At 71.5% G+C, this 21,491-nt stretch carries 17 protein-coding genes; 7 read left to right on the plus strand and 10 right to left on the minus strand.

Annotated elements, in window-relative coordinates:
* Positions 1-7 precede the first annotated feature (7 nt).
* Positions 8-376 carry a VOC family protein gene (locus tag AB0I06_RS16345; RefSeq protein ID WP_363119451.1) on the minus strand — a complete coding sequence of 123 codons (369 nt, stop codon included), beginning with the start codon at positions 374-376 and terminating at the stop codon, positions 8-10.
* A gap of 116 nt (positions 377-492) precedes the next feature.
* Here AB0I06_RS16345 and AB0I06_RS16350 point away from each other — a divergent pair, with 116 nt between their 5' ends.
* Complete coding sequence (locus AB0I06_RS16350; RefSeq protein ID WP_363119452.1) at positions 493-1,059, plus strand: CGNR zinc finger domain-containing protein; 567 nt, start codon at positions 493-495, stop codon at positions 1,057-1,059.
* 138 nt (positions 1,060-1,197) lie between these two features.
* Here AB0I06_RS16350 and AB0I06_RS16355 read toward each other — a convergent pair whose 3' ends face one another.
* Complete coding sequence (locus AB0I06_RS16355) at positions 1,198-2,541, minus strand: UDP-glucose/GDP-mannose dehydrogenase family protein (protein WP_363119453.1); 1,344 nt, start codon at positions 2,539-2,541, stop codon at positions 1,198-1,200.
* A 189-nt stretch (positions 2,542-2,730) separates the two neighbouring features.
* On the opposite strand from AB0I06_RS16355, the gene AB0I06_RS16360 reads away from it, so the two are divergent.
* The gene (locus tag AB0I06_RS16360) at positions 2,731-3,888 is read left to right on the plus strand and encodes an acyl-CoA dehydrogenase (RefSeq protein ID WP_363119454.1); all 1,158 of its coding nucleotides are present in this window, start codon (positions 2,731-2,733) and stop codon (positions 3,886-3,888) included.
* Positions 3,889-3,926: 38 nt separating this feature from the next.
* Here the strand turns inward: AB0I06_RS16360 and AB0I06_RS16365 are convergent, their stop codons facing one another.
* Positions 3,927-5,120, minus strand: a complete 1,194-nt coding sequence (locus AB0I06_RS16365; protein ID WP_363119480.1) for a phospholipase D-like domain-containing protein — start codon at positions 5,118-5,120, stop codon at positions 3,927-3,929.
* A 254-nt stretch (positions 5,121-5,374) separates the two neighbouring features.
* Between AB0I06_RS16365 and AB0I06_RS16370 the strand changes: the two genes are divergently transcribed.
* Entirely contained in the window at positions 5,375-5,740 is a 366-nt protein-coding gene (locus tag AB0I06_RS16370; protein ID WP_363119455.1) for a four-helix bundle copper-binding protein, read from the plus strand.
* A gap of 63 nt (positions 5,741-5,803) precedes the next feature.
* Here the strand turns inward: AB0I06_RS16370 and AB0I06_RS16375 are convergent, their stop codons facing one another.
* Positions 5,804-7,087 (minus strand): LCP family protein, encoded by a 1,284-nt coding sequence (locus tag AB0I06_RS16375; protein WP_363119457.1) that lies wholly within the window; start codon positions 7,085-7,087, stop codon positions 5,804-5,806.
* Positions 7,088-7,204: 117 nt separating this feature from the next.
* On the opposite strand from AB0I06_RS16375, the gene AB0I06_RS16380 reads away from it, so the two are divergent.
* Positions 7,205-7,762 (plus strand): acyl-CoA thioesterase, encoded by a 558-nt coding sequence (locus AB0I06_RS16380; RefSeq protein WP_363119458.1) that lies wholly within the window; start codon positions 7,205-7,207, stop codon positions 7,760-7,762.
* Between the two features lie 50 nt (positions 7,763-7,812).
* On the opposite strand, the gene AB0I06_RS16385 is transcribed toward AB0I06_RS16380, so the two are convergent.
* Positions 7,813-9,294 carry an LCP family protein gene (locus tag AB0I06_RS16385; RefSeq protein ID WP_363119459.1) on the minus strand — a complete coding sequence of 494 codons (1,482 nt, stop codon included), beginning with the start codon at positions 9,292-9,294 and terminating at the stop codon, positions 7,813-7,815.
* A gap of 126 nt (positions 9,295-9,420) precedes the next feature.
* On the opposite strand from AB0I06_RS16385, the gene AB0I06_RS16390 reads away from it, so the two are divergent.
* A complete protein-coding gene (locus tag AB0I06_RS16390; RefSeq protein WP_363119460.1) occupies positions 9,421-10,458 on the plus strand; it encodes a glycosyltransferase family 2 protein in 1,038 nt (345 codons plus the stop codon).
* Positions 10,459-10,588: 130 nt separating this feature from the next.
* Here AB0I06_RS16390 and AB0I06_RS16395 read toward each other — a convergent pair whose 3' ends face one another.
* From AB0I06_RS16395 to AB0I06_RS16415, 5 genes are all read right to left on the minus strand, one after another.
* Positions 10,589-12,247: an LCP family protein gene (locus tag AB0I06_RS16395; protein ID WP_363119461.1), complete on the minus strand. Its 1,659-nt coding sequence runs from the start codon at positions 12,245-12,247 to the stop codon at positions 10,589-10,591.
* 226 nt (positions 12,248-12,473) lie between these two features.
* A complete protein-coding gene (locus tag AB0I06_RS16400) occupies positions 12,474-14,231 on the minus strand; it encodes an LCP family protein (RefSeq protein WP_363119462.1) in 1,758 nt (585 codons plus the stop codon).
* Between the two features lie 233 nt (positions 14,232-14,464).
* Positions 14,465-16,207 (minus strand): LCP family protein, encoded by a 1,743-nt coding sequence (locus tag AB0I06_RS16405; protein WP_363119463.1) that lies wholly within the window; start codon positions 16,205-16,207, stop codon positions 14,465-14,467.
* 241 nt (positions 16,208-16,448) lie between these two features.
* Positions 16,449-17,663, minus strand: coding sequence for an LCP family protein (locus AB0I06_RS16410; protein ID WP_363119464.1), 1,215 nt, complete (start codon positions 17,661-17,663; stop codon positions 16,449-16,451).
* A gap of 116 nt (positions 17,664-17,779) precedes the next feature.
* Positions 17,780-18,550, minus strand: coding sequence for a TIGR03089 family protein (locus AB0I06_RS16415; protein WP_363119465.1), 771 nt, complete (start codon positions 18,548-18,550; stop codon positions 17,780-17,782).
* A gap of 149 nt (positions 18,551-18,699) precedes the next feature.
* Between AB0I06_RS16415 and AB0I06_RS16420 the strand changes: the two genes are divergently transcribed.
* Both AB0I06_RS16420 and AB0I06_RS16425 read left to right on the plus strand, forming a co-directional pair.
* Positions 18,700-20,205 carry a peptidoglycan recognition protein gene (locus tag AB0I06_RS16420; RefSeq protein ID WP_363119466.1) on the plus strand — a complete coding sequence of 502 codons (1,506 nt, stop codon included), beginning with the start codon at positions 18,700-18,702 and terminating at the stop codon, positions 20,203-20,205.
* 133 nt (positions 20,206-20,338) lie between these two features.
* Positions 20,339-21,421 (plus strand): NDP-sugar synthase, encoded by a 1,083-nt coding sequence (locus AB0I06_RS16425; RefSeq protein ID WP_363119467.1) that lies wholly within the window; start codon positions 20,339-20,341, stop codon positions 21,419-21,421.
* Positions 21,422-21,491: the final 70 nt, after the last annotated feature.

The following is a 21,491-nucleotide window of genomic DNA, read 5'->3' on the forward strand; positions in this document are numbered from 1 at the left end:
CCAGAAGTCAGCAGGCGCAGAGGCAGAACGGGTGCCCGGCCGGGTCGGCGTAAACCCGGAAGGTCCGCTCCCGGTCCTCGGCGTCCAGCGGCTTCGCGCCCAGTGCCAGGACGCCCTTCTCGGCCGCGTCCAGGTCGTCCACCACCAGGTCGAGGTGGAACTGCTGCGAGCCGTCGGGCGACGGCCACTTCGGCGGCACGAACCCGGGGGACGCCTGGAAGGCCAGCGCTCCGCCCGGCACCTTCAGGTCGACCCACTCGTCCTCCCCGTCGGTCTCCACGGTCGGTGTGCCGCCGAGCACCTCGGCGTAGAAACCGGCCAGGGCGCGTGGGTCGGGACAGTCCAGGACGACGACGTCCAGCTTGGCGAGAGCCATGACTTCCTCCTCGGAGTGGCTGTTACCCGTACGGACCGGGTAACCAGTAACCGTTACTGCATGCTCCCGCATTGCCGGTAACCTCGCAAGGGAAACCCGAGAGGTACGGTCCAGCCATGACGGAGAGATCGCCCGCGCCCGGGGGCCTGGGGCTGGTCGAGGCCCTGGTGAACACCCTGGACATCGAGTCCGGCGCCGACGCGCTGGACACGCCCGAGGTCCGGGCGCGCCTCGGCGTCACCGACGAGGAGACGGACCGGGCCCGCGCCCTTCGCGAGTCCCTGCGCGCGACCCTGCTCGCCCACGCGGGGCACCCGCCGCACCGCGAGGTGACGCCGCTCGGCGACCTCCTCGCCGGGGCCCCGCTCCTGGTCAGGGTCGACCCGGCGGACGGCTCGGCCGCCCTGGCCCCGGCCGACGACCGCTCGCTGCACGCGCGCGTGGCCGCCGCCGTCGCCGAGGCCCTGGTCGCCGGCACCTGGACCCGGTTGAAGGCCTGCGAGGCCGCGGACTGCCACTGGGCCTACTACGACCGCAGCCCGGCCGGCCGGGGCCGCTGGTGCTCGATGCAGGTCTGCGGCGCCCGCGCGAAGATGCGCCGTTACCGGGCCAAGGACGGCCGGACGAGTAGTTCCAATGCTGAATTCCCAGACGGAGGCAGGGGGTCCGACATCGGGATGTGACGACCGATGCCGCTTCCGGCCGGGTGGCCGGAGCGTGCCCCGGGGCCGGATCCGGTGGGGCACAATGCACGAAGACGCCGGTTCGGCCGACTGAGCCTCGGCCGAACCGGCGTCACCTGTCTTCGCGGACGCCCGCGCTCAGGCCTTCGGGCGTCCCATCGCCCGGTACGTCCAGCCGGCCTTGCGCCAGCGCTCCGGGTCGAGGGCGTTGCGGCCGTCCAGGATCACGCGGGCCGCGGCCACCTCGCCGAGGGCCCCCTCGTCCAGCTCGCGGAACTCCCGCCACTCCGTCAGATGCAGCACGATGTCGGCCCCGCGCACGGCCTCCAGCGCCGAGTCGGCGTAGCCGAGCGTCGGGAACACGCTGCGGGCGTTGTCCATGCCCTTGGGGTCGTAGACCGTGACCTGGCCGCCCTGGAGGTGGATCTGCCCGGCGACGTTCAGCGCCGGGGAGTCCCGCACGTCGTCCGAGTCGGGCTTGAAGGTCGCGCCCAGCACCGCCACGCGCTTGCCCAGGAACGGCCCGCCGCCCAGCGCCTGCCGGGCCAGCTCCACCATCTGCCCGCGCTGGCGCATGTTGATCGAGTCGATCTCCCGCAGGAACGTCAGCGCCTGGTCCGCGCCCAGCTCACCGGCGCGCGCCATGAACGCCCGGATGTCCTTGGGCAGACACCCGCCGCCGAAGCCGATCCCGGCCCGCAGGAACTTCCTGCCGATCCGGTCGTCGTAGCCGATCGCCTCCGCGAGCTTGGCCACGTCACCGCCGGCCGCCTCGCACACCTCCGCCATCGCGTTGATGAAGGAGATCTTCGTCGCGAGGAATGAGTTCGCGGACGTCTTCACCAGCTCCGAGGTCGGGAAGTCCGTCACCACGAACGGCGAGCCCTCGGCGATCGGCGTCGCGTACACCTCGCGCAGCAGCTTCTCGGCCCGCTCGCTGCGCACGCCCACCACGAGACGGTCGGGATGCAGCGTGTCGTCCACGGCGAAGCCCTCGCGCAGGAACTCCGGGTTCCAGGCCAGCTCCGCGTCCTCACCGGCCGGCGCGTGCGCGGCCAGATAGGCCGCGAGGCGGTCCGCGGAACCCACCGGCACGGTCGACTTGCCGACGACCAGCGCCGGACCGCGCAGATGCGGGGCGAGGGAGGCGAACGCGGAGTCGACGTAGCTCATGTCGCAGGCGTACTCGCCGTGCCGCTGCGGGGTGTTCACGCAGACGAAGTGCACATCGCCGAACGCGCCGACCTCGGCCCAGTCCTGGGTGAAGCGCAGCCGGCCGCTGGAGCCCTCGATGCCGGCCACGTGCTTGCGCAGCAGCTCCTCGAGACCCGGCTCGTACATCGGGGCCTCGGCCCGCTCCAGCTTCTCGATCTTCTCGCGCACGACGTCCAGGGCGAGAACCTCGAAGCCCAGTTCGGCCATGGCCGCCGCATGTGTCGCGCCGAGATAACCGGTGCCGATCACGGTGATCTTCAGGGCCATGAGGTGCTCCAGGGGTCTACGGCATGCGGTGCGCGCCCGAGCATATCCGGGGCATGACGGCGCGCCCTCATGGGCAACTTCTCCGCTGTCGCCTAGCTCACGTATCACTGGGGTGGGCGACCCCATAAACTTTTGATTACTTAACGGTAGTTAGCTTCAGCATCGCAGCGTTTTGGAGCGTGAGAGACCTTGGCCGGATCGGCTGACTTCGACCTGTACCGCCCGTCCGAGGAGCACGACATGCTCCGTGACGCCGTCCGCTCCCTGGCCGAGGCGAAGATCGCGCCGCACGCCGCCGCGGTGGACGAGGAGGCCCGCTTCCCGCGCGAGGCCCTCCAGGCCCTGGTCGCGAACGACCTGCACGCCGTGCACGTACCCGAGGAGTACGGCGGCTCCGGCGCGGACGCGCTGGCCACCGTCATAGTGATCGAGGAGGTCGCCCGCGTGTGCGCCTCCTCCTCCCTCATCCCGGCCGTGAACAAGCTGGGCTCCCTGCCGGTGATCCTGTCCGGCTCCGAGGACCTGAAGAAGAAGTACATGACCCCGCTCGCCAAGGGCGACGGCATGTTCTCGTACTGCCTCTCCGAGCCGGACGCCGGCTCCGACGCCGCCGGCATGAAGACCAGGGCCGTCCGCGACGGCGACTTCTGGGTCCTCAACGGCGTGAAGCGCTGGATCACCAACGCCGGCGAGTCCGAGTACTACACGGTGATGGCCGTCACCGACCCCACCAAGCGCTCCAAGGGCATCTCCGCCTTCGTCGTGGAGAAGTCCGACGAGGGCGTCTCCTTCGGCGCGCCGGAGAAGAAGCTCGGCATCAAGGGCTCCCCGACCCGCGAGGTGTACCTCGACAACGTCCGCATCCCCGCCGACCGCATGATCGGCGAGGAGGGCACCGGCTTCGCCACGGCGATGAAGACCCTCGACCACACCCGCATCACCATCGCCGCCCAGGCCCTCGGCATCGCCCAGGGCGCCCTCGACTACGCCAAGGGCTACGTCCAGGAGCGCAAGCAGTTCGGCAAGCCCATCGCCGACTTCCAGGGCATCCAGTTCATGCTTGCCGACATGGCCATGAAGATCTCGGCCGCCCGCGCCCTGACCTACCAGGCCGCCGCCGCCTCCCAGCGCGTCGACGCCGACCTCACCTACCTGGGCGCCGCCGCCAAGTGCTTCGCCTCGGACGTGGCGATGGAGGTCACCACGGACGCCGTCCAGCTCCTCGGCGGGTACGGCTACACGCGCGACTACCCGGTCGAGCGCATGATGCGCGACGCCAAGATCACCCAGATCTACGAGGGCACCAACCAGGTCCAGCGCATCGTCATGGCGCGCAACCTGCCGTAGCCCCGCCCCGGGGGCCGGCCGCTCCGGCCCCCGGCGTTCTACAGGAAGCGCCGGATCGGGGTCACCGCCGCCTCCGCCAGGCGCTCGGGCAGGGGGCGGCGCTTCCAGCGGGAGGGGTCGATCGGTTCGCTCCGCTCCCGGTCCGCGTCGAAGTCGGCGTCGAGCCGCGCGGTGAAGTCCTCGTCGAGGACGGCCAGCACGACCTCCTCGTCGTGCTCCATGGAGCGGCGGTTGAAGTTGGTCGAGCCGATCAGGGAGCACACCCCGTCGACCGTGATGATCTTGGTGTGGAGCATGGTCGGCTGGAACTCCCGCACCTCGACACCGGCGTCGACCAGCGTCTGGTAGTGCTGCCGCCCGGCCAGCAGGCACGCCCGCTCGTCGGTGTAGGGGCCGGGGAGCAGGATCTCGACCCGGACCCCGCGGCGGGCCGCCGCGGCCAGGAGGTCGATGAAGTAGGCGTCGGGGGCGAAGTAGGCCGTGGACAGCCGCAGGCGCCGCTCGGCTGAGGTGATCAGGACCCGCAGCACGGTCTGCATGTCCTGCCAGCCGAACGAGGCCGACCCCCGCACGACCTGGACCGTGGCGCGGCCCGGCTGCTCCTGGGCGGTGAATCGGTCGTGGTCGTCGTAGAGGTCGTCGTGGCACTCCGCCCAGTTCTGGGCGAAGGCCGCGGCGATGCCGTCCACGGCCGGGCCACGGACCCGCACGTGGGTGTCGCGCCACTCGTCGGGGTTGCGGGCGTCGCCGCACCACTCCTGCGCTATGCCGACGCCCCCGGTGAACGCCGTGTGCTCGTCGGTGACCAGCACCTTGCGGTGGCAGCGGTGGTTCTGCCGCATCGGCGACAACCGGGTGGGCCGGCGGAACCAGGCCACCTGGACACCGGCCTCGTCCATGGCGTCCAGGAGGTCCCGCTCTATCTCCCTGGCCCCGAAGCCGTCCAGCAGCAGCCGCACCCGGACCCCCGAGCGGGCCCGCTCGGCCAGGGCCTCGGCGAACTCGTGGGCCACCTCGCCGCGCCAGTACACGAACGTCATCATGTCGACGGTGTGCTCAGCGGCGCGTATCGCGGCCAGCATCGCGGGGAAGATCTCGTCGCCGTTGCGCAGCGGCACGAGCTCGTTTCCCTCGGTCGCGGCGATGCCGAGCAGCCGCTCGAGCCGCCTGCGCAGCCGCTGCTTCTGCCCCTCCGGCCCTCTGGGCGACGGCACGGTCCGTTCGTCGTACATCTGCTGCGTCATGGGTGGGTCCTCCCCCTGCACGGTTCGCTCGCCGCCCCCGGCCAGGCGCGCCGGGACTCCGGCGCGCCTGCACACCCTTTTTGCCGCTGCCGGAGGATTCACGCCGGCCCCGGTGAGTCGTCCCTCACAGCGGGGGCCGACCGGACCGGGACGGTCCGCCCTGTGGTGCTCATGGGGCGACAGGCGTAGGACGAGAGGAGCGGGCGCCGATCCGCGGCTCCCGCCGATCCCGGGAGGACGTCATGACCCAGCAGCCCGCCACCACGACCCCGCTGAGCGCGGAGATGCAGGACTGCGTGCAGGCGTGCATGACCTGCCACAGCGTGTGCGAGGAGACCATGAGCTCCTGTCTGCAGAGGGGCGGCCCGGCCCAGATGCAGATCATGCGCGCGGTCATGGACTGCGCCGAGATGACGCGCGTGTGCGCCGACATGATGATGCGCCGCTCGCCCCTGATGGCCGACATGTGCGCGCTGTGCGCCCGGGCCTGTGACATGTGCGCGGAGGCGTGTATGTCCATGCCGGAGGACCCGCAGATGATGCGGTGCGCGGAGGCGTGTCGCCGCTGTGCCGAGATGTGCCGTTCGATGTCGGCCGCCTCGATGTGAGAGACGCCGCACGACCGAGGGGGCACCCGCCCGGGTGCCCCCTCGCCGCCTGCCGCCGACCGGTCAGTTGCCGGAGACGGTGACCTGCTCGTCGTTCTTCAGCTCGTTCACCAGCTGCTTCACCTTGGCGGTGTTCCACTGGAGGTTGCCGTTGGGGGCGTTGCCCGCGATCGGCATGTTCATCGACTTGCCGTCGCCGCCGCTGACGCCCTTCATCGCCCAGAACATGGACGCCAGGTCGAACAGGCCCATGTCCTTGTCGACCACGAGGGTGTCCAGGCCGGCGCTCATGGTCGGGTACAGCTTGAAGGGGTTCAGGACGGTGCCCGGGGTGGCGACCTGGTTGGCCAGGGCCGAGAGGAACTTCTGCTGGTTCTTCGTACGGTCCAGGTCGGAGCCCCTGAGGGCGTAGCGGGTGCGGACGAAGGCCAGGGCCTGCTCGCCGTTCAGCGTCTGCTTGCCCTTCTTCAGGTCCGCGCCCGACTTGGTGTCCTTGATGTCCTGCGGGATGTCCATCTCGACGCCGCCGACCGCGTCCACGATGTTCGCGAAGCCGGCGAAGCCGATCTCCACGTAGTGGTCGATGTGCAGGCCCGTGTTGGCCTCCACCGTGCGCACCAGCAGCTCCGGACCGTCCTCGGCGTAGGCCGCGTTCAGCTTGGTCTGGCGGCCCGTGGCCGGGTAGAGCTTGCCGGAGTCGGAGCCCTTGAACGAGGGGATCGTGACGTTCGAGTCGCGGGGCAGCGAGATCAGCGTCGGGGCACCGCCGCCGGTGTGCAGGATCATCATCGAGTCCGTGCGCTTGCCCTCGGCGGACCCGGTGTGCAGCTTCTTCTTCTCCTCGGCCGACATGCCCTTGCGGCTGTCGGAGCCGACGATCAGGTAGTTCGTGCCCTCGCCCGCCTCCGGACGGTCGATGACCTTCGACAGGTCGACCTCGCGGTTGAGCTTGGAGTCGGCCCAGAAGTACGTGCCGACGCTCGTCACCACCAGCAGCGTCACGACCGTGATGGCGGTCACCTTGATGCGGCGGCGCCAGTCCGGCGCGGGGCGGGGCGCGTAGCCGCCGTCGCCCGGGCCGCCGGGGCCCCTGCCGCCGGGGGAGCCGTAGACCTGACCGGTGTTGTAGCCGCTGTCGTAGCCGTCACCGGGGCCGTGGCCGCCGCCGTCCACGTACGAGGGCTGCGGAGGTACCCCGCCGCCGTACGGTGCCTGCCCGGGCGATGCCGCCGGACCGCGGCGGACCTGCCGCATGACACGGGCGCTCTCGGGCTGTGCGCTCGAGCTGCCGCGTCCGAACCGGCCGCCGCGGTTGTCGCCGGAAAATCCCTCGGGCCAATCATTCATGCCGACAGTGTGCAGGTCCCGGTGGTGGGCCATACAAGGGTCGTCGGAAAATCAGAGCACGCCTGTGGCGAAGCTGACACAAATCCCCCTCAGCCGCCTCGGCATAAGGTGGGGGCCATGACAGACCAGGCCCCAGCCGCGGATTCCGGCGGTCCGGAGATCCCGGGCAAGCCGACTTCGGCGTCCCGCACCACCCTCAGCCACATCATGACCCACAACGACACGAACCTTCTGGGGACGGTGCACGGCGGGGTCATCATGAAGCTGGTCGACGACGCGGCGGGAGCCGTCGCCGGGCGGCACTCCGGCGGGCCGGCGGTGACGGCCTCGATGGACGAGATGGCGTTCCTGGAGCCGGTCCGCGTCGGTGACCTGGTGCACGTCAAGGCGCAGGTCAACTGGACCGGCCGCACCTCGATGGAGGTCGGCGTCCGGGTCCTGGCCGAACGCTGGAACGAGTCCGCGCCGCCCACGCAGGTCGGCTCCGCCTACCTCGTCTTCGCCGCGGTCGACGCCGACGGCAAGCCCCGCCGGGTCCCCCCGGTCCTCCCGGAGACCGAGCGCGACAAGCGCCGCTACCAGGAGGCCCAGATCCGCCGCACCCACCGACTGGCCCGCCGTCGCGCGATCATGGACCTGCGCGAGAGGCGGGCGGCGGAGGGCTTCGAGGACTGACCGGGGGCGGGCCTGCCGTCAGCCGCCGTCGGCCGCCACCTCGCCGGCTTCTAGCCGCACGCCACCTCGTCCCCCCGCACCACCCCGAGCTCGCCCTGGCCCGGGTCCTCCGCGCGCACCTTGCGGACGCGTTCGAAGTCCGGGCCCGCGATGACCTTGAGGGTCGCGCCCAGGCCCTTGACGGCGCGCAGCTCGCTGCCCGGCAGGGCCGTGGCGAGGGATCTGGCCGAGCGGTCCCAGCGGGGGTCGTAGGCGACGACCGTGCGCTTCACGTCACGGGTGGCGGCGTTCACGGGGGCGTGGGTGGTGCGGAAGCCCGTCGACGCCAGCGCCGCGTCCACACGGCGGCCGAGGCCGGGCGTGCGGGTGCCGTTCTCCACCTGGACACGGATCTGCTGCGGGGCGACCGCGACGACCCGGGCCGCGCCGCGCGACCGGTTCACGGACAGCGGCTGGTCCTGGCGCAGGGCCTGGAAGAGGCGCTCCGCCTTCACCGGGTCCCACTTCAGCGTCGAGCCGACGCCCTTCACGGCGTAGCCCATCCGCCCGATCGGGACGGTCGTGAACTCGGAGGAGGAGGGCGAGAAGTTCCGCATGGCGCGGCCCAGGTCCAGCATCTCGTCGGTGCCGAAGCCCTTGTCGGCGCGTACCGAGCCGAGCACCGCCCGTGTCACGTCCCGGAACTTCATCGGGTTGAGCAGGATCCCGGACGAGGTGAGCCGTTCCACCAGGGCCGCCATGAAGCGCTGCTGCCGCTTCATACGGCCCAGGTCGGACGCCCCGTCGACATGGCGGGCGCGGACGAACTGGAGCGCCTGCCCGCCCGCCAGCGTGTGCCGGCCGGCCGGCAGGTCCAGGCCGGTGTAGCTGTCCTTGAGAGGATCGGCGGTGCAGATCTGCACGCCCCCGACCACGTCCACCGTCTTCATGAAGCTGGTGAAGTCGACCTCCAGGTAGTGGTCGATCTTCACCTTGGTCATGGACTCGACCGTGCGCACGGTCAGCTGCGGCCCGCCCTCGGCGTACGCCGCGTTCAGTTTGATGGGATGCCCGTGGTGCCGCTTGCCGCTGGTCCGGTCGGTGTGCGCGGGCGTCACCGCGTACGAGTCGCGCGGCAGGCTCACCACGCTGGCCCGTTCCCGGTCCTCGGAGATGTGCACGATCATCATCGTGTCGGTGCAGTGGCAGGGGGCGCCGCCCAGCCGGTACTTGCGGCGCTCCTCCTTGCCGATCTTCTCCCGGCCGTCGGTGCCGACCAGCAGGACGTTCATGCCGTGGCCCGCCTGCGGGCGGTTCTTCATGTCCTTGAAGGGGTCGACGCGGGTGATGTCCGCGTCGAGGCCGGTCATCACCGCGTGCCCGATGCCGGCGGAGGCGAGGACGACCACGGACAGGGTGGTGACGGCCCGCATGCCCCAGCGCGGCCTGCGCCGGGGCGGGCCCGGGTGGCGTGGGGCGCGGCGGCCGCCGGGGGGCTGCGGGCGGCGCTGGGGTGCGGCGGTGGACCGGGGGGACCGCGGCGGCGTGGGCATGGGGCACCTCCGGACGACGGCCGTACGTGGGATCCGTGAAACCGTAGGCCGATACGATCTGCGGCCCGCGGCAGCGCCCCGGCGGCGCGCACCGGTGTCCCCCGTTCGCGGTAACGTGAGCCCCCTATGAACGCCAATCCCGACGTGCGGCTCCCCGCCGTTTCCGTGATCATGCCCGTCCTCAACGAGGAGCGGCATCTGCGGGGAGCAGTCCAAGCGATCCTCGCGCAGGAGTACGCCGGCGAGATGGAGGTCGTGATCGCCCTCGGTCCGTCCACGGACCGCACGGACGAGATCGCCGCCGAGCTCGTGGCCGAAGACCCGCGCGTGCACACCGTCCCCAACCCCACGGGCCGTACGCCCGCCGCGCTGAACGCCGCGATCAACGCCTCCCGGCATCCGATCGTCGTCCGCGTCGACGGCCACGGCATGCTCTCGCCCAACTACATCGCCACCGCCGTACGGCTCCTGGAGGAGACCGGCGCGCAGAACGTCGGCGGCATCATGCACGCCGAGGGCGAGAACGACTGGGAGCACGCGGTCGCCGCCGCGATGACCTCGAAGATCGGGGTCGGCAACGCCGCCTTCCACACCGGCGGTCAGGCGGGCCCGGCCGAGACCGTCTATCTCGGCGTCTTCCGGCGCGAGGCGCTGGAGCAGCAGGGCGGCTACAACGTGGAGTTCATCCGCGCCCAGGACTGGGAGCTGAACTTCCGCATCCGTGAGGCCGGCGGGCTGATCTGGTTCTCGCCGGAGCTGAAGGTGTCCTACCGGCCGCGGCCGAGCGTGAAGGCGCTCGCCAAGCAGTACAAGGACTACGGCCGCTGGCGGCATGTCGTCGCCCGCTACCACGAGGGCTCCATCAACCTGCGCTACCTCGCGCCGCCGACCGCCGTGTGCGCGATCGGGGCCGGCATCCTGGTGGGCGCCCTGCTGACGCCGTGGGGTCTCGTCGTGCCCGGCGGCTACCTCGCGGCGATCGTGCTCGGCTCGGTGCCGGCGGGCAAGGGCCTGCCGCTGAAGGCGCGGCTGCGGATCCCCGTGGCGCTGGCCACGATGCACATGTCGTGGGGCTGGGGCTTCTTGACCAGCCCGCGCGCGCTGGCGCGGAAGGTCATCGCCTCCCGGCGCCCCGCAGTGCGCGCGGACGCCGCCGCGAGCTGACCGACACGACCGCGGGCCCCTGACCGTCCGGTCAGGGGCCCGCGGTCTGCGGTGATCAGCAGCCGGGGCACGCGGAGCGGGGCCCGCCGTCCTCCCGGACGCCGGGCCCCGCTCTCCTGCCGGTCCGTGCTCACCACTGGTAGGGCTTGTACACGTCCATGCACTCCTGCTTGTCGGCGGTCAGCGCGTCCGCGGAGTCGGGCAGGTCGCCCGCCGCGGGTGCCTTCTGCTTGGGGTAGGCCGTGCCCTCCCGCCAGTCGCTGCCGATGGTCAGCGTGGTCGTGACGTCGTCCGTGGCGCGCACCTGGCCGGCCGGGATGCCGACCGCCTTGGCCACCGACAGCGCGTTGGCCCGGCCCTGCTCCCCGGTGCTCTTGGGGTAGGTCACCTGGGTCCGCGGGTGCGGATCCTGCCGGCCCGAGGCGACGGCCCGGGTGAAGCCCTCCCGCTGCAACGCGGCCACGATCGCGGCGGCGCGTTGCGGGACCGCGGCCTGCTGGTCGCTCGCCGTGCCGTTGACGACGGTGACCGACAGCCCCTCGGCCGGCGCCGCGGCCGGGCCCGTGGCCTTCACGGACGCCGGGGACGGACCCGAAGCGGCGGCCGCACGCGCCTTCCCGGCCTTGTCGAAGGACACGTCGTCGCGGAGCATCGCCCACATCCTGTCGGCGTCGTCCGGCTTGGGCAGCAGGTGGTTGCGGTTCAGCGGGTCCTCGATCCACGGCATCGTCGTCATCGTGATGCGGTTGGTCGGGACCGACTTCAGCTGCATGCCCAGGTCGTACAGCTCCTTGACGGTGCCGATCTCCTCGGACACCTTCAGCGCCTTCGTGCCCGACTCGGCCAGGCCCATCAGACGGCCGGTGTCGGTGAAGACGTTCTGCTGCTTCAGCGTCCGGATCATCGCGTTCATGTACATGTGCTGGGCCTTGGCGCGCAGCGGGTCACTGCCCCAGGCGTGGCGGGTGCGCAGCCACTGGAGCGCCTCCTTGCCCTGCACGTTGTGCTTGCCGGCCTTCAGCTTCAGTCCGGAACCGCCGCGCTGACCGGGCAGCGGCCGGTCCCACACGTTCTGGTTGACGCAGACCGGGACACCGCCGATGGCGTCCGCCATGTCCACCACTCCGGCGAAGTCGACCATCATCCAGTGGTCGATGTACACACCGGTCAGGTTCTGCCAGGTGGCGAGGGTGCAGCCCGGGCCACCGCGCTGGAGCGTCTCGTTGATGATGGTGTTCTTGGCCGGGTAGGTCTCCCCGCTGTCGGGGTCGACGCACTTCGGGATGTCCACCCGGGTGTCGCGCGGGATGCTGACCACGGACGCGCTCTCGCGGTCCGCCGAGACGTGCAGGAGCATCTGCACATCCGCCAGGGGCTTGCTGCCGACGTTGTCCCGGCCGCCGCCGAGCTTGACGTTCTCCGCCGAGTTCCGGCTGTCGGAACCGATCAGCAGGATGTTGAGCGGGGTCTGGCCGGCCGCGTTGGGGCCGGTCTTCTTGACGTCGGAGTCGCCGCTGTTGCGTTTGCCCTTGTCGATGTTGCCGTTGAGATGGCGGTAGTAGAGGTATCCGGCGCCGGCCGTCCCGAGTATGACCACCGACAGCACGATCGCGGACCAGCGCATCATCCGGCGTCCGCCGCCGCGCCGCCGGCCGCGCCGTCGGCCCCGGCCGCCCGCGCCCCCCTCGTCGCCGCCCGCGGCGGGCGCCGCCGTTCCCGGACGCTCGTCCTGGGCCAGGCCGCCCGAATCGCGCCGCCTGCTGCCTCCGCGCACGTCGCTCTGCGTCATACCCCTGCCTCCCCACCCCTACGGCCGACCCACGGGACCGCCCCGCGTGGTGCTCGGATCACGGGCGACCCGCGTCCGTCCGGACCACGGGTTCCCCGGTGCTGCGCCGGGGCCAGCTCGTCCCCGCTGCTGGTTGGACCACTGACATGCCCGGTCGGATGTACGCCCGGGCGATTCGTCCGGGCATGCTCCGTCCACCTGTGAGACGCAGGAAGGGACGGTCAGGTCACTTCGCGCACTCGACCTTGTCGGCCGTGGCCTTCTGCACCTCGTCCGGCACCTTGGCCGGAGTGGTGAGGGGCACCCCCGCCCCCTCGAAGTCCTTGCCGAGGGTCAGTGTCATCGCGGGCACTCCCTGGGAGTTGACCACGCTCTTGCCCGGCTTCAGTGCGGAGCCGGACAGGCCCATGATGGCGGCGAGCCGTCGGGCCTGGTCGGCCTGGTCGGGCGCGTACTCCAGGGTGGTCTTCGCCAGCGGGGCGGGCGCGTTGCCGGCGTTCTCCGACTTGGTCACGCCCTCCTCGACCTGGAGCCAGCTGAGGGTCTCCTGGGCGCTGCCCGCGACCGCGCCGCCGTTGAGGATCCGCACCCGCACCTCGGAGGCGTCCGCCTTGCTGCCCTTCAGCCGGGCGGCCTCGGCGGCCTTCTCCTTCTTCTTCTCCTGCTTCACCGCGGTCAGCGAGACGTCGTCGCGGACCATCGCGAACAGCTGCTGGGCCTGCGGTTCCTTGAGGACCACCGTGGCCTTGACCTTCTCCGCCGGGTTGTCGTCGACGGGCACGGTGGCGAACGTGAGGTTCTTGGTGTCGAACTTGCCCAGCTCCGCGCCCAGATCGGCCAGCTTCTTGATCGTGCCGAGCTGCGAGTCGACGGTCAGCGCCTTGGTGGCCGCCTCGGCCAGCTTGAACATCTTCTGCGGGCTGGTGAGGGTGTCGTTGGACTTCAGCTTGCGCAGCATCGAGCCGAGGAACTGCTGTTGCAGCTCGATCCGGCTCAGGTCGCCGCCGAAGCCCACCGAGTGCCGCGTCCGGACGAAGGCCAGGGCCTCCTCGCCCTCGATCGTGTGCTCGCCCTTGGGCAGGTCGAGCTTGGAGTCGGGGTCCTTGATGTCCTTGGCCAGACACACGTCGACGCCACCGACCGCGCTGGTCAGCGTCTTGACCGCGTTGAAGTCGGCCACCATGAAGTGGTCCATCTTCAGCCCGGTGAGCTCGGTGATCGTGCGCATGGTGCAGCTCGGCGTCCGCTCCTCCTGCCCCAGGCTGTTGTTGAAGCGGGTGCGCTGCGTGCCCGGGATGACCTTCTCCGAGCCGTCCTCCTGCGTGGTCGGGCAGTCGGGGATGTCGGTGATCAGGTCGCGCGGGATGCTCAGCACCGTGGCGTTCGTACGGTCCTTGGAGACGTGCAGCACCAGCGTGGTGTCCGCGTGCCCGGCGCTGTCGTTGTCGCCGTAGCCCTGGTTGCCCTTGCCGGTGCGCTTGTCGGTGCCGACCAGCAGGATGTTGATCGCCCGGTCCTTGCTGAACCCGCCGGTGCCGGCGCCGTCGTCGGAGACGGACGTGATGTTGTCGTTGAGGTGCTCGTAGTAGAGGTACGCGGCCGCGCTCGTCCCGACGAGCACGAACGCCAGGGAGCCGCCGGTCCACAGCAGGACCTTCTTGCCCTTCGCCTTCTTCGGTGCCGGACGGCGTCCGCGCCGCCCCGCGGCCGGCTCGGCCGGGGCACCGGCGCGTCTGCGCGGGGAGGCGGCCTCACCGCCGCCGGACGCGGCGGCGCCGGAACGCCGGGCGGGGGGAGTGCGGCGGGTGCGGGCCGCGCCGTCGGTCCCGGTCCTGCTGCGGCCACCGGAACCCCGAGGCCCGGGCACACCCGACTGCGGTGCGGAAGGGCCCAGTCGCAGTTCGTATTCGCCGGTGTCCGGGTTGAGCACCCACTGGTCTGCGGGATCGATGTCGTCCGCCCGCCCACGGCCTTGCGCGTCCACGGTTGCCTGATTCCTCCGTCGGGCCACGCGGCGCCCTCCCCCGGAAGGCGCACGGTGCTGGTCAAGCAGTGCACGCCCCCAGGACGGACCTCATGGGTGAGAGCACTGGATCGCACACACTATCCGCACACTTCGGCGTCAAGCGACGTGGGTGAGAAATTGCACGTTCTCACAACTGGGCAATACCGCCCATTTGTTTGAAGGAAGTCCGGTGAACGCGAAGGAATTACTCGCTACTTGGCGCACTCCACCTTGTCGGCGGTGGACTTCTGCACCCCCTCCGGTGCCTTTGAGGGCGCGGTGAGGGAGACGCCGGCCCCCTTGAAGTCCTTGCCGAGGGTCAGTGTCATCGCGGGCACTCCCTGGGAGTTGGTCACGCTCTCGCCCGGCTTCAGCGCGGAGCCGGACAGGCCCATGATGGCGGCGAGACGGCGGGCCTGGTCGGCCTGGTCGGGCGCGTACTCCAGGGTGGTCTTCGCCAGCGGGGCGGGCGCGTTGCCGGCGTTCTCCGACTTGGTCACGCCCTCCTCGTTCTGGAGCCAGCTGAGGGTCTCCTGGGCGCTGCCCGCGACGGCGCCGCCGTTGAGGATCCGCACCCGCACCTCGGAGGGGTCCGCCTTGCTGCCCTTCAGCCGGGCGGCCTCGGCGGCCTTCTCCTTCTTCTTCCGCTCCTTGACGGCGGTGAAGGAGACGTCGTTCCTGATCATCTCGAAGACCTGCGGGGCGGTCGACTCGTTCAGCACGACCGTGGCCTTCACCTTCTCGGCCGGGTTGTCGACGACCGGAACGGTGGCGAACGTCAGGTTCTTGGTGTTGAGCTTGCCCAGCTCCAGACCGAGGTCCTTCAGCTTGCCGATGCTGTCCAGCTGCGAGTCCACCGTCAGCGCCTTGGTGCCCGCCTCGGCCAGGTCGAGCATCTTCGTCGGGCTGGTGAGGGTGTCGTTGGACTTCAGCTTGCGCATCAGCGCGCTCAGGAACTGCTGTTGCAGCCCGATCCGGCTCAGGTCACCGCCGAAGCCGACGGCGTGCCGGGTGCGCACGAACGCCAGCGCCTGCTCGCCCTCGATGGTGTGCATGCCCTTGGACAGCTTCAGGTGCGAGTCCGGGTCGTCGAGGTCCTTGCCCACACAGACCTCGACCCCGCCGACCGCGCTGGTGAGCGTCTTGACCGCGTTGAAGTCCGCGACCATGAAGTTGTCGGGCTTGACCCCGGTCAGCTCGGTCACGGTCCGCATCGTGCAGCTGGGCGTACGGCCGTCCTGGCCGAGGCTGGTGTTGAAGCGGACCTGCCGCGTGCCGGGGATGACCTTCTGCGTACCGTCCTCCTGCGTGGTCGGGCAGTCGGGCACGTCGACGATCAGGTCGCGCGGGATGCTCAGCGCGGTCGCGTTCGAACGGTCCTTGGAGACGTGCAGCAGGATCGTGGTGTCGGCGTGCCCGACGCTGCCCGCGTCGCCGTAGGTGCCGTTGCCCTTGCCGGTGCGCTTGTCGGTGCCGATCAGCAGGATGTTGATGGCCTTGTCCTTCTGGAAGCCACCGGTGCTCGCGCCGTCGTCGGAGACGGACGCGATGTTGCCGTTCAGGTGCTCGATGTAGAAGTACCCGGCGCCCGCGCCGGCGACCAGTACGAACGCCATCGTGCCGCCGGTCCACAGAAGGATCTTCCTGCCCTTGGAGGCCTTCTTCACCGGGCGCCGTCCGCGCCGTCCCGGCAGCGGCTCCTCCGGCGCCCCGCGGCGCCTGCGCGGCGGCGGCACCGCCCGCCCGGGCGGCTCGGGCCGCGACCGGCCGGGGGCCTCCTTGCGCCCGCGCGCCGAGGGGCGTGCCTCCAAGGACCGCGGCCTGCGCGGCCCCGGGACGCCCGGCTGCGGAGCGGAAGGGCCCAGTCGCAGTTCGTATTCGCCGGTGTCCGGGTTGAGCACCCACTGGTCTGCGGGGTCGATGTCGTCCGCCCGCCCACGGCCTTGCGCGTCCACGGTTGCCTGTTTCCTCCGTCGGGGCACGCGGCGCCTTCCCCTCCAAGGCGCTCGGGTCTCGGTCACACAGTGCGCGACCTCGGGACCGTCCCTCAGAGCCGGGCGCACCGGATCGCTCACACTAACCGCCCCTTTCGGCGCCGGGGGACGACGGTGACCGATTCCACGCCCCTACACCTGGGCAATTCGCCCATTTCCCGAGTGAAGAGTCCATTGCCTTGGAGGGCGCTTGGTGCCCGCTTTACTCGCAGGTGTCCTCGGCTGCGGTGTTCCCCCGAAACGTCGGTGGAGGAGAAACGGTGACGGCGGGCGCGCGGTGAGGGCTCCGATAGGCGTCCCCGTACGACCCGTCACGCGCGTCCGCGGATCCCGGCGGGGCGTGACGCCGCGGGCCGTTCCCCTCGACGACCAGGGGCGCGTCCGTTCGCAGCCGCTCGAACAGCCGGTCCGCCGCGGGCTCCACGAGTTGGTCGCGATTGGCGTCGTACGCGTACGACTCCCGGGGGACGGTCAGGAATTGCACTTGTTCCATGGGGATGTCGCGCAGACCGCGCACGAGTGCGTACAAACCACGCAAGCTCGCCAGATCCGGGTCCGTGGTGAGAGACGACGTGGCCGCGTCCAGCACCGGATACAGCTTCGCCGGGTTCAGCAGGACGTCATTGCTGCGCACCTTGTTGACGAGCGCCCCGAGGAATCGTTGCTGCCGCTCCATCCGCTCGGTGTCGCTGCCGTCGCCCAGGGACTTGCGGGCCCGGACGTAGCCGAGGGCCTGCTCGCCGTCGAGCGTCACGCGCCCGGCGGGCAGCCGCAGCTTGGCGGCCCGGTCGTCGATCGGCTCCCGCAGGCACACCTCGACCCCGTCGACCGCGTCGACCATTTCCTTGAAGCCGTGGAAGTCGACCACGACATGGTGGTCGACGCGGATGTCGGTCAGCTTCTCCACCGTCCGGATGGTGCAGGCGGAGCCGCCCACCTGGAAGGCCTGGTTGAACATCGTGAACCGCGGCGCGCTGCGGGACCCGTCCGGGCGCCGGCAGCCCGGCAGGTTCACCATCAGGTCTCTCGGGATGGAGACGGCGGTGGCGCTGCTCCGGCCGGCGGACAGGTGCAGCAGGATCGTGGTGTCGGACCGCTCGGTGCCGGAGTCCCGTCCGTAGCGGGCGTTGTCACGCCCCTCACGCGAGTCCGACCCGATCAGCAGGATGTTCCGCGCGTCCTTGACCAGGGAGGTGGGACGCTCCTTGTCGTACCGCGCGAGCTCGGCGGCGGCCGCCTCGTCGGGCGTGATGTTCCCGCTGAGCTTGGCGTAGACGGCCCAGCCGACGCCGCCGGCCGCCAGGAGGAGGGCCGTGACCCCGAACGCCGAGATCCGCGCCCACCGCCGTCGGCGCCGCCGCACCGGCCCCCGCCCGCCGGCGGACGCCCCCGTCCCCGGACCGACCCTGTAGCCCACGGCAGCAACCACCCCTCCTGACGTAGGAACGTCCCGCGCGTCACCGCTCCTACGACCATGGCGCGGAAGGGGAGCGGAGGCCGGTGGGGATGGGCCGGACGGGGGAGGGGGAGGGTTCAGCGGCCCGGGGTGCCGTGGGCGATGGTCGTGACCCGCTCGCTCTCCACCCGCTTGTCCAGCACCCCGGCCCCGGCCTGCTCCGGATGGCGGCAGAGCACCACGGAGCCCCCGGTGGCCAGCGGCCCGTACAGCCCGGCGTGCAGCCCCTCCCACGTGTCGTACGGCAGTCCGGACAGGATCCGCGACCCGGGCCCGGTCAGCCCCAGCGCGGTCGCCTCGGCCCGGGCCCGCTCGACCACCTCGGCGCCGCTGAACTCCCGCCCGGCCACGATCAGCGCGGGGGCGTCCGGATCCACGGGCGCGTACGGCACGAACCGGTCGCCCTGGCCCGGTACCTCCACCGCGTAGTCCACGAAGCCCTCGGGGACCTGCGGGAACCGCCCTCCGAGCGGGCGCAGGGCCATCGCGATCCGCGTCCCCGAGCAGGCCCGCGCCTCCTCCAGCCGGTCCGGCCCGCTCACCACGACGTCGGCGGCCCGCGCGTCCCCGGCCACGTCCGCGACGACCCCCACGGACGCACACGCCAGCAGCCAGACCGCCGTCTGCCAGTGCGCGGGCAGCAGCAGTGCCACCCGGTCCCCGGGCTCCACGGACAACTCGTCCTGGAGGAGGTTCGAGGTCTTGGCCACCCAATTGGCGAAGGTGGCCACGGACAGTTCGACGCGTTCGCCCGTGGCGTCGTCGTAGAAGGTCACCAGGGGGCGTCCCGGATCCGCGGCGAGGGCGGAACCCAGCAGGTCGGCGGGGGTGCGATCGGTGGCGTTCACCCGCGCAAGCGTACGCGGGCGACGCCCCCGCGCCCAACGGACCGGCCCCCGCCCCGCCGTGAATCCGCCACCGGTTCGGCCGAACCGGGCCGACGGCCCGTCACATCCCAAATGGACAGACTTATATGACTATGTCCAAGATCAGGGGCATGCGTGGATTCCTTGCTTCCTCGATCGGTGTCACCTGTGCGGCCGCTCTGGCCCTTCCCCTCACCCCTCCCGCCCTCGCGGCGACGGCGAGTCCGGTGCCGGCCACGGAAGCCGCCACGACGGCGAGACCCGCGGCCCGCGCGGGGGTCCCGGCCGCCGCCGCCCACCGGCGCGCGGCCGAACCGTACGCCGCCGGCAGCACCCAGTCCCTCCCCCTCGAACCCCTCACCCGCGACCGCGCCACTCCCTCCGCCCCCGCCGCCGAACAGGGCCTGACCCGCCGGGCCGTACGTCACTTCTCCCTCGTCGGCGTCGTCTGGGACGACCCCGACGCCGAACTGCACGGCCGCGTCCAGGTCCGCACCCGAGCCGCCGGCACCGGCACCTGGTCGGGCTGGCAGGACGTGGAGACCCACAACGCCGACCACGCCGCCGACCCGGGCACCCAGGAGAGGGCCTCGGGCCGCGTCCGCGGTGCCACGGCCCCGCTGTGGGTGGGCGACTCCGACGGCGTCGAACTCCGCGTCCGCTCCGAGCCCGAGGTCGAGCCCGAGCCCGAGCCCGAGTCCGAGCCCGACACCGAGGGCGCGGCAGCCGGCTCCGCCGGGACGGGTGCCCGCGCCCTGCCCGCCGCGCCCGCGCTGCCCTCCGGCCTGCGCCTCGAACTCGTCGACCCCGGCGAGGACGAGGACCCGTCCCTCGGCGGCACCGCCGACGGCCCCCGCACCGGTGGCCTGAACGCCGAGGCCGCCGCGCTCACCGACGCCTCCGCCGCCAACGCCGACCTCGCCCCCCTCGGCGCCACCGAGATCGCCGCCCTGAACCGCGCCGAGACCGAGCAGGAGTACTACGCCCTCGACCCCGGTCAACTGACGGAGCAGCAGCGGCAGGCCAGGCCGTACATCGGCCCGCGCCCGGGTATCGTCACGCGGCGCGGCTGGGGAGCCGACGAGTCACTGCGCGAGAGCGGCTTCCGGTACACGAAGAAGGTCAAGGCGGCCTTCGTGCACCACACGGCCAGCGGCAACAACTACCGCTGCTCGCAGGTCCCCTCACTCATCCGCAGTATCTACCGCTACCACGTCAAGAGCATGGGCTGGCGGGACATCGGCTACAACTTCCTCATCGACAAGTGCGGAAAGATCTACGAGGGCCGTGCCGGAGGCGTGGCCAGACCGGTCCTCGGCGCGCACACGCTCGGTTTCAACAGCAACAGCATGGGGATCGCCGTCCTCGGGACCTACGGCGCCACGAAGCCGTCGAAGGCCGCGGTCAAGGGCGTCGCCCGGCTGACCGCGTGGAAGCTGGGGCTGTACCGGGTCAACCCGAAGGGGAAGACCTACCTGAAGTCGGCAGGCAGCAATCTCCACCGCAAAGGCAAGAAAGTACGACTGAACGTGATCTCGGGGCACCGGGACGGCTTCATCACCGAGTGCCCGGGACGCAAGCTCTACGGAAAGCTGGGCTCGGCCCGCACCAAGGCGGCCCGCTACCAGGGCCGCTGAGCACACGTGCACCGCCGACGGGGGGCAGGGGGCGGAACGCCGCACGGCCAACGAAGGCGCCACGGAACGGTCTGCATACACTGACCGGCCGAAAGACAGTTCGGCCGGTCCCGGCAGGAAGCAGAGACGACACGTGACAGAAGCGATCCTCCTGGTCGGCGGCAAGGGCACCCGGCTGCGCCCGCTCACGGTGCACACGCCCAAGCCCATGGTCCCGGCGGCCGGGGTGCCCTTCCTCACGCACCAGCTGGCGAGAGCGAGAGCGGCCGGCGTCGAGCACATCGTGCTGGCCACCTCCTATCTGGCCGAGGTCTTCGAGCCGTACTTCGGTGACGGTTCCGCGCTCGGACTGCACCTGGAGTACGTCACGGAGGAGGAGCCGCTCGGCACGGGCGGCGCCATCCGCAACGTGGCCTCCCGGCTGCACTCCGGGCCCGACGACCCGGTCCTGATCTTCAACGGCGACATCCTGACCGGCCTGGACATCCGGGCCCTGGTCGACACCCACGAGACGTCGGGCGCGGACGTCTCCCTGCACCTGACCAAGGTCACGGACCCACGTGCCTACGGCCTCGTCCCCACGGACGACTCGGGCAGGGTCCTGGCGTTCCTGGAGAAGCCGCAGACCCCCGAGGAGATCGTCACCGACCAGATCAACGCGGGGGCCTACGTCTTCCGCCGCTCGGTCATCGACGCGATCCCGCTGGGCAGGCCGGTGTCGGTGGAACGGGAGACCTTCCCCGGCCTGCTGGCGGCCGGCGCGCACCTCCAGGGCATGGTCGACTCGACGTACTGGCTGGACCTGGGCACCCCGGCGGCCTTCGTCCGGGGCTCGGCGGACCTGGTCCTCGGCCGGGCTCCCTCGCCCGCCGTCCCCGGCCGCTGCGGCGACCGCCTGGTCCTGCCCACCGCCCAGGTGGCCTCCGACGCGAAGCTCTCGGGTGGCACGGTGGTGGGCGAGGGCGCCTTCGTCGCGGAGGGCGCGCGGATCTTCGGCAGCACGATCCTGCCGGGCGCGGTCATCGAACCGGGCGCGGTCATCACCGACTCCCTGATCGGCACCCGGGCCCGCGTCGGCCGGCGCTCGATCCTCACGGGCACGGTCATCGGCGACGGCGCGGTGATCGGCCCCGACAACGAACTCCTGGAGGGCGCCCGCATATGGTGCGACGCCCGCATCCCGGCGGGAGCGGTCCGCTTCTCCTCGGACCAGTAGGACAGAGGAGGGGGGGGGGGCCGCCCCGGGGGGGCGGGCCCCCCCGGGGGCGGTGCGCCCGCCCCCGGCG

Origin of the sequence: Streptomyces sp. NPDC050674, from assembly GCF_040654575.1 — a bacterium.
GTDB lineage: Bacteria > Actinomycetota > Actinomycetes > Streptomycetales > Streptomycetaceae > Streptomyces.